6 protein-coding genes and 1 pseudogene are annotated in these 7,820 nt (G+C 63.6%); all 7 read left to right on the forward strand.

Features of this window, described 5'->3' with window-relative positions:
* Positions 1–39 precede the first annotated feature (39 nt).
* Entirely contained in the window at positions 40–1,638 is a 1,599-nt protein-coding gene (locus ATI53_RS10485) for an acyl-CoA carboxylase subunit beta (RefSeq protein WP_111550354.1), read from the forward strand.
* A gap of 10 nt (positions 1,639–1,648) precedes the next feature.
* Positions 1,649–2,440, forward strand: a complete 792-nt coding sequence (locus tag ATI53_RS10490; RefSeq protein WP_009503122.1) for a crotonase/enoyl-CoA hydratase family protein — start codon at positions 1,649–1,651, stop codon at positions 2,438–2,440.
* A complete protein-coding gene (locus ATI53_RS10495; protein WP_089962665.1) occupies positions 2,437–4,440 on the forward strand; it encodes an acetyl/propionyl/methylcrotonyl-CoA carboxylase subunit alpha in 2,004 nt (667 codons plus the stop codon). Before ATI53_RS10490 ends, ATI53_RS10495 begins: the two co-directional genes overlap by 4 nt.
* Positions 4,437–5,603 carry an acyl-CoA dehydrogenase family protein gene (locus ATI53_RS10500; RefSeq protein WP_009503124.1) on the forward strand — a complete coding sequence of 389 codons (1,167 nt, stop codon included), beginning with the start codon at positions 4,437–4,439 and terminating at the stop codon, positions 5,601–5,603. The genes ATI53_RS10495 and ATI53_RS10500 overlap by 4 nt, the downstream gene beginning before the upstream one ends.
* A 49-nt stretch (positions 5,604–5,652) precedes the next feature.
* Positions 5,653–6,219: a biotin transporter BioY gene (locus ATI53_RS10505; protein ID WP_009503125.1), complete on the forward strand. Its 567-nt coding sequence runs from the start codon at positions 5,653–5,655 to the stop codon at positions 6,217–6,219.
* Positions 6,220–6,466: 247 nt separating this feature from the next.
* Positions 6,467–7,285 (forward strand): MBL fold metallo-hydrolase, encoded by an 819-nt coding sequence (locus ATI53_RS10510; protein ID WP_009503126.1) that lies wholly within the window; start codon positions 6,467–6,469, stop codon positions 7,283–7,285.
* A gap of 113 nt (positions 7,286–7,398) precedes the next feature.
* A pseudogene (locus ATI53_RS10515) lies at positions 7,399–7,820 on the forward strand (helix-turn-helix domain-containing protein); the annotation flags it as partial.

Raw genomic sequence — 7,820 nt, forward strand, 5'->3', positions numbered from 1 at the left:
GCATGACGGTTGCCCGAACTGCAACAGGATATCCGACCCATGGCGCGTCTCGAAACAACAGTACTGACCGCATCCGAAACCTATGCGCGCAACCACGCGGCGCAAAGCGAACGCGTCGAGACCCTGCGCGCGCGCATTGCCGCGGCGACGTCGGGCGGGCGCCCCGACATGGTCGACCGGCACCGCAAGCGCGGCAAACTTCTGGTCCGCGACCGGATCGACCTGCTGGTGGATCCGGGCACCGCGTTTCTGGAACTGTCGTCGCTGGCCGCCTATGGTCAATACGGTGGCGAGGTCCCCGGATCGGGGATCGTGACCGGCATCGGCATCGTCCACGGTCTGCCTTGTATGGTGATCGCCAACGACGCCACCGTAAAGGGAGGCTCATTCTACCACGAGACCGTGCAGAAACACATCCGCGCCCAGGAAATCGCGGCGGAAAACCGGCTGCCCTGCCTGTATCTGGTGGATTGCGGCGGGGCCTATTTGCCCGAACAGGACCGCGTCTTTCCCGACGCCCGCCATTTCGGCAATTCCTTTTATCGCCAGACCAACATGTCGGCCAGCGGGTTGCCGCAGATCTCGGCCGTGTTCGGTGGTTGCACGGCGGGCGGGGCCTATATCCCGGCGCTGTCGGACGAGGTCATCATGGTGCGCGGTAACGCGCGCATTCATCTCGGCGGGCCTTCCATCGTCAAGGTGGCGATCAACGAAGAGGTCGATGGTGAAACGCTGGGCGGGGCAGAGATGCATTCTCGTGTCTCGGGCGTTTCGGACCATCTGGCCGAGGACGAACACCATGCGCTGGCGCTGATGCGCGACATCGTGGCCGAGCTTGGCCAATCGCGCCCGATGCAGCCCGACACGCCCCGCGAAGCGCCCGCGCATGACCCGTCCGAACTGCTCGGTGTCATCAGTGCCGACCGCAAGGAACCCTATGACATGTGCGAGGTTCTGCTGCGCATGATCGACGCTGGCGAATTCCGCGAATTCAAGCCCGGCTGGGGCGAAACGCTGGTCTGCGGCACGGCGCGCATCCATGGTTATCGCGTCGGTATCCTGGCCAACAACGGCGCGCTTTTGTCCGAAAGCTCGCTTAAGGGCGCGCAATTTGTATCCATGTGCGACCAGCGGAACATCCCGCTTTTGTTCCTGCACAATATTTCCGGCTTCATGGTCGGGACGGAGGCCGAGCGCGGCGGCATCGCCAAGGACAGCGCCAAGCTGGTCTATGCGATGTCGGTGGCCAAGGTGCCGCGCCTGTCGGTCCTTCTGGGCGGATCTTACGGGGCGGGCAATTACGGCATGTGCGGGCGCGGCTTTGGGCCGAACTTCCTCTTTGCCTGGCCCACAGCGGAACTGGCCACCATGTCCGCCGACATCGCCAGCAACGTGATGTTGGAACTGCGTCGCCAGAAGGGTGGCGAGCCTGAAAGGATGCAGGCCGATCTGGCGCAGATCGAGGCACAGGTGCGCGCCCAATACGGCGAACAGTCCGATCCCTATTACGCCACATCGCGGTTGTGGGATGACGGGCTGATCGAACCGGGTCAGACCCGCGATATCCTCGGATTGTGTCTGGCGATCGTCTGTTCGGTACCCGAAGCAGGGCGCCACACGCCCGTATTCAGAATGTGAGGCCAAAAACATGACGACCTATGAAACCATTCATGTCGAAACCGACGCGCGTGGGGTTGCCACGGTAACGCTCAACCGGCCGGACAAGCACAATGCCCTGAACGGTACGCTGATCGCCGAGCTTTACGCCGCAACCGGGACGCTGGCCGCCGATGACACGGTGCGCATCGTCGTTCTCACCGGCAACGGCAAGAGCTTCTGTGCAGGGGGGGATTTCAACTGGTTCTCGTCGAATATCGACAAATCCCGCGCCGAACGGGTCGACCAGAGCGCGACGCTGGCGCAATTGCTGCGCCGCCTCGATACCCTCCCCAAACCGCTGATCGGACGGATCAACGGTCCGGCCTATGGCGGCGGCGTCGGCATGATTTCGGTCTGCGATTACACGATCGGCGCCGAAGGGTCGCGGTTTGGCCTGACAGAGGTCAAACTGGGCCTGTTGCCGGCCAATATCTCGCCCTATGTCGTGGCCCGCATCGGCAAGGTGCATTCGCGCGAAACCATGCTGTCGGGGGCGCTGTTCGACAGCGCGCGCGCCGAACGGATCGGACTGTTGACCGAGGTCGTCGCCGCTGATGATCTGGACGCGGCCATCGAAAATGTGGTGCACGATCACCTTCAGGCCGCGCCGGGGGCCGTGGCCGACACCAAGGCGCTGATCGCCTATGTCGCGGCCCACGATCTGGAAACCAACATGATCTACACTGCCGACCGTCTGGCCGACGCTTGGGAGACCGAGGAAGGCATCGAAGGCATCAACAGTTTCCTCAACAAGAGCATTCCTTCCTGGCGGGTGAAATGAGCTTTACTCGCGTCCTGATCGCCAACCGGGGCGAAATCGCCCGGCGCATCCAGCGCGGGTGCCGCAAGCTGGGGCTGGAAACGGTGGCGGTCTTTTCCGAGGCCGACCGCGATGCGCCTTTCGTGGCCGAAGCCGATCACGCCGTCTGCATCGGCGGGGCGGCACCATCGGAAAGCTATCTGAATATCGCCACGATTCTGGACGCCGCCCGCGCGACCGGCGCGGGCGCGGTGCATCCCGGCTATGGCTTTTTGTCCGAGAACGCCGGTTTCGCCTCTGCGGTCGAGGCGGCGGGTCTTGCGTTTATCGGGCCCGGACCGGGCGCGATTGCCATGATGGGATCGAAGATCGAGGCCAAGGCCGCCGCCGAGACCGCAGGTGTGCCCGTCCTGCCCGGCTACCGCGGCGCGGAGCAATCCGACGCGCGATTGTTGCAAGAGGCGCAGGCGCTTGGCACACCGTTTCTGGTCAAGGCCAGCGCGGGGGGCGGCGGGCGCGGCATGCGCCTTGTCACCGATCTGGCCGACGCGCCCGAGGCCATCGCTTCTGCCCGGGCCGAGGCGAAAGGCGCCTTTGGCGATGCGGCGGTTTTCCTCGAACGCTACGCGCCCCGCGCCCGCCATGTCGAGGTGCAGGTGCTGGGCGACAGCTACGGCACGGTGCTGCATCTGGGGGACCGCGACTGTTCGCTTCAACGCAACCACCAGAAGCTGATCGAGGAGGCCCCCGCCGCCGATCTGCCCGAGGCGGTGCGCGATGACATGCTGTCGGCGGCGGTGCGGCTGGCGCAGTCCATCGGCTATCGTTCGGCGGGGACGGTGGAATACCTCTACGATCCGGCGCGCGGCGAATACTACTTTCTTGAGATGAACACCCGCCTGCAGGTGGAACATCCGGTGACCGAGGCCATCACCGGCATCGACCTGGTCGAATGGCAGTTGCGCATCGCGCGGGGCGAGGCCCTGACGCTGGCGCAATCGGACGTGCGGTTCGACGGCCACGCCATTGAGGTGCGCATCGCCGCCGAGAACCCGGCCGAGAATTTCAGCCCCGAGACGGGCCGGATCACCCTGTGGGCTCCGCCCGCAGGCGTACGGTTGGACAGCGGTGTCGCGGCGGGGTCGGTCGTGGGGCACCACTACGATTCCATGCTGGCCAAGCTGATCGTCCATGCAGCGGACCGCGCCGGGGCGATCCGCAGGGCCGTCGCCGCGATTGATACCTTCGCCGTTGGCGGCGTGGGGCTGAACCTGTCCTATCAGCGGGCGCTGTTGACCCATGCGGATTTCCAGGCGTTTCGCCATCACACCTCGGGACTGTCCGAAATGTTTCCGGGTGGCTGGTCACAGCCCGCGCCCGACGCCCGAGATACAGGTCTCGCCGCCATGGCGCTGCATATGCATCTTGCCCCGGCGGGCGGGTCGCCCTGGCAAAGCCTCGGGGCATGGCGGATCACGGCCCCTGCGGGACGGTCTGGTGCTGCGTCCTATTGGGCCACATCCGGGGATGAGCCGATCCGCTTGTCCGGCACCCCCGCAGAGCTTGCCGCCCTGTTTCCGGACGGCCAGAGCATCACCGTCGAAAGCGCCGTCCTGACAGGCGGCCGCCTGAGCGGGCGCATCGACGGGGTCCCCTTCACGCGCATCGCCCATGTCGAACGCGCCCGCGATCATTGGCGGGTGCATCTGCAGACCCCTGCGGGAATGACCGTGACAGACCTGCGCACTCTGGAAGATCAACACCTTGCCCGCGCCAGCGTCGGGGCAAGCGGCGCTGACCTGCTGACGGCCCCGATGCCGGGCGCCGTTGCCGAGGTGCGCGTCGCGCTTGGCGACCGGGTCGCCGCCGGCGACACGCTCGTGGTGCTCGAAGCCATGAAACTGCTGCAAAGCCTGCCCGCGCCGGTCGCGGGTGTGGTGACGGAAATCTATTGTGCGCCGGGCGATACGGTCGCCGGACACGCCCCACTCGTCAAACTTGACCCGGAGGAAACGACATGACCAGACAGGACACCATCACCGCGGCCGCCGGCCCGTTCAATGAAGACCTCGACATGATCCGCGACCAGCTGCGCCGGTTCATCCAAACCGAGGTGACGGCCAAGGCCGACGCATGGGAAGAGGAGGGCATGGTGCCCCGCGACGTGCTGCGCCGGATGGGCGAACTGGGCGTTCTGGGCATGCGCTATGACGAGGAATACGGCGGCGCGGGGCTGGATGTGATGTCCAGCGTCGTTCTGGCGGAAGAGGTCGGGCGGTCCACCTTTGGCGGTTTCGCGGCCACGGTGCTGGTGCATACCGACATGGCCTCGCCGCATCTTGAAAACGCCGGTACCCCGGAACAGAAGGCGCGCTGGATGCCTTCGATCACCTCGGGCAAAAAGATCGCCGCCGTCGCGGTGACCGAACCCGGCGCCGGGTCGGACGTGGCGGGCATGCGGACCCGCGCGGTGAAGGACGGGTCGGACTGGGTGCTGAACGGCACCAAGATGTTCATCACCAACGGGGTGCATGGCGATATCTTCTTCGTCGGGGCCAAGACCGACCCCGATGCCAAGGGGTCGCGCGGGATCACCATGTTCGCGATCGAAAAGGGCACGCCGGGTTTCTCGGTCGGACGCGCGCTGAACAAGACCGGCTGGCTGTGTTCGGACACGGCCGAGTTGATTTTCGAGGATGTCCGAGTCCCGGCCGGCGACGTGCTGGGCGAGGTCAACAAAGGCTTTTATTCGGTGATGAAGAACTTCCAGAACGAACGCATCGTGCTGGGCGCGATGGCCTGCGCCGAGGCGCAGACCGCGCTGGACATGACCCTGGACTACGTCAGGCAGCGCAAGGCATTCGGCGGTGTGCTCTGGGACAAGCAAGCGATCCGCCAGCGGCTGGCCGACTGTCAGACCCGAATCGAGGCAGGTCGCCAGCTTGTCTATCATGCGGCCAGGCAGGACGCCGCGGGCCGCGACTGCGTGAAAGAGGTCTCGATGGTCAAGGCCTATTGCGGCGAGCTGGTGAACTCTGTGCTTTACGACTGTGTGCAGTTCCACGGCGGCATGGGTTACATGCGCGAAACGCCCGTTGAACGCATGTCGCGCGATGCCCGCGTACAGGCCATTGGCGGCGGGGCGAGCGAGGTCATGCTGGAAGAAGTCGCCAAGCGCATGTGAGCCATCGCTCAAGGAAAATCAAGGATCTGCTGACACGAGGACCAACGTCATGAACATCGAAACCACCCGGCGCCAGCCAGTCGCAAGATTGTCCCGAGAGTTCTTTGTAATACTCATCGGGACAGCTCTTCTGACACTCTCGGCGAAAGTCGCGGTGCCTTTCTACCCGGTCCCGATGTCGACCCAGACGCTGGTGGTTCTGAGCCTTGGGCTTTTTCTGGGACCGGTACGCAGTGGTCTTGTCGTCACTGCGTACCTTCTGCAAGGCATGTTTGGCCTTCCGGTGTTCGCGGGCACGCCACCCGCACCGGCAGGGCTGGCCTACATCATGGGTCCTACCGGCGGTTTCCTGATTGGATTCGTGCTCGCAGCGGGCGCGGCAGGCTGGGTGGTTCAAATGCTGGGAAGGGTTGGGCCAGCACTTTGCGCCACTGTCGCTGTGCTTTTCGGGTCGATACTCATGTATGGCACCGGCCTGCTCTGGTTGGGGGGTTTTGTCGGGTATGGCCAGGATTTGCTGAGCGCAGGTCTCTACCCGTTCCTGCTCGCGGACCTCACGAAGGCGGCGATTGCGGTGCTGCTGTTCACGGGGTTCCGCAATCGCTGTGCCATGTGACGACCGGACGCTTGGCTTCCATTTTCCATTTTCCAGTTGCCGGCTTGACCGGCGCCGGATCCCGTCTTGGGGTGACTGTAACGATGCCGAAACCAAAGGCAGAGAGACACATCTTGTTGTTTCGCCGGATGCACCGTCGTTCAGCGGAATTTATTTCACGTCTTGCGGCCAAGGGGGCGATGTCCTTTCCTCGGGCCGCAGGGCGTTGGCTGACAAACGGTGGCGATAACCAATGACAAAGAGCAGCATGTTTTTCGCAGAGCCGGAACCTCCCCGTGCGCAATGCGTGCAGGTGGCCGAGGGCATCCAGAGGATTGTCGCGAACAATCCTGGAAAGATGACCTACCATGGCACGAACACCTACCTCGTCGACACATCCGAGGGTCGGTATGTTATCGACCCCGGTCCGGTGGAAGACAGCGGTCACCTCGACGCGATTATCCGGAATCTGGGAACCAGCCCAACCGGGATTCTCGTCACGCATCACCATTCCGATCACTTCGGCGCGGCCCCGGTCTTGCGCGAAAAGACAGGTCTGCCGGTGTATGTCTCGCGGGTTTTTCCGGACGACGCGTTTCAACCTGACGGAGTCCTGGAGGACGCAGAGATGATCGCTGATCTCACTGTCCTGCACACACCGGGCCATGCGAGCGATCACCTCTGCTTCGCGCGCCGGGACGGGGTTCTGTTCAGCGGCGACCATATAATGAGTTGGAACAGTTCGATCGTGAGCCCGCCCGACGGCAACATGCACGACTACTGTGCCCAGCTTCAGCGATTGATCGCGCGTGACGACAAGATTTACCTGCCGGGTCACGGTCCAGTTCTGCGGAATCCGCAACCCTATGCCAAACGGCTGCTCGCCAATCGGGAGCGTCGGGAAGCGGAGATTCTCGCGCACCTTGCGAACACCTCGGATACGGTGAAAAACATTGCCGCTTCTGTCTACAGGAAATCCGATCCGCATATTGCAATGGCCGCAGAACGAAATGTTGCAGCGCATCTTGAGAAGCTTCTCTCGGAATCGCAGGTGGTGCAGGATGGAACGTACTGGAGACGAAATTAACATAATCCGACTTATCGGCTTAATTCGCTGTAAGCGCAAAGTTAAAATGCCCCACATCTGCAAAGTAGAAGTGTCACTCTTCCCTTTCGGCGAGGAAGGATTGGAGCGTGACCGTGGGATGGGTTTTGATGAGCGAGCGCGAGCTGGATCGGGTTGAGGTTCTTAGTCAGGTGTCCCAGGGCCGCATGACGGCAGTGACGGCAGTGACGGCGGCCAATGTGCTCGGGCTGAGCCGCCGCCAGGTGCACAGGCTGCTGAAACGGTTCGAGTCTGAGGGCGCCGCTTCGATCCGGCACAAGGCACGCGGCCGACCGTCGACCCGCCGGATCGATCCCGGGCTGCGGGAATATGCCGTTTCTCTGGTTCGGGAGCAGTTTGCGGATTTTGGCCCGACGCTGGCAGCCGAGATGCTGGAGGACATCACGGGCTGAAGGTATCGCGCGAGACGCTGCGCAAATGGATGGCCGAGGACGGTCTGTGGCTGTCGCGCAAACAGCGCCGGGCATGCCATCAGCCGCGCCTTCGCCGGGAATGC

The sequence above is a fragment of the Salipiger aestuarii genome (assembly GCF_003259905.1).
Lineage (GTDB): Bacteria > Pseudomonadota > Alphaproteobacteria > Rhodobacterales > Rhodobacteraceae > Salipiger > Salipiger aestuarii.

Coding starts and splice junctions, on each gene's coding strand:
- ATI53_RS10485 (WP_111550354.1), top strand. CDS start 40: ATGGCGCGTCTCGAAACAACAGTACTGACCGCATCCGAAACCTATGCG.
- ATI53_RS10490 (WP_009503122.1), top strand. CDS start 1,649: ATGACGACCTATGAAACCATTCATGTCGAAACCGACGCGCGTGGGGTT.
- ATI53_RS10495 (WP_089962665.1), top strand. CDS start 2,437: ATGAGCTTTACTCGCGTCCTGATCGCCAACCGGGGCGAAATCGCCCGG.
- ATI53_RS10500 (WP_009503124.1), top strand. CDS start 4,437: ATGACCAGACAGGACACCATCACCGCGGCCGCCGGCCCGTTCAATGAA.
- ATI53_RS10505 (WP_009503125.1), top strand. CDS start 5,653: ATGAACATCGAAACCACCCGGCGCCAGCCAGTCGCAAGATTGTCCCGA.
- ATI53_RS10510 (WP_009503126.1), top strand. CDS start 6,467: ATGTTTTTCGCAGAGCCGGAACCTCCCCGTGCGCAATGCGTGCAGGTG.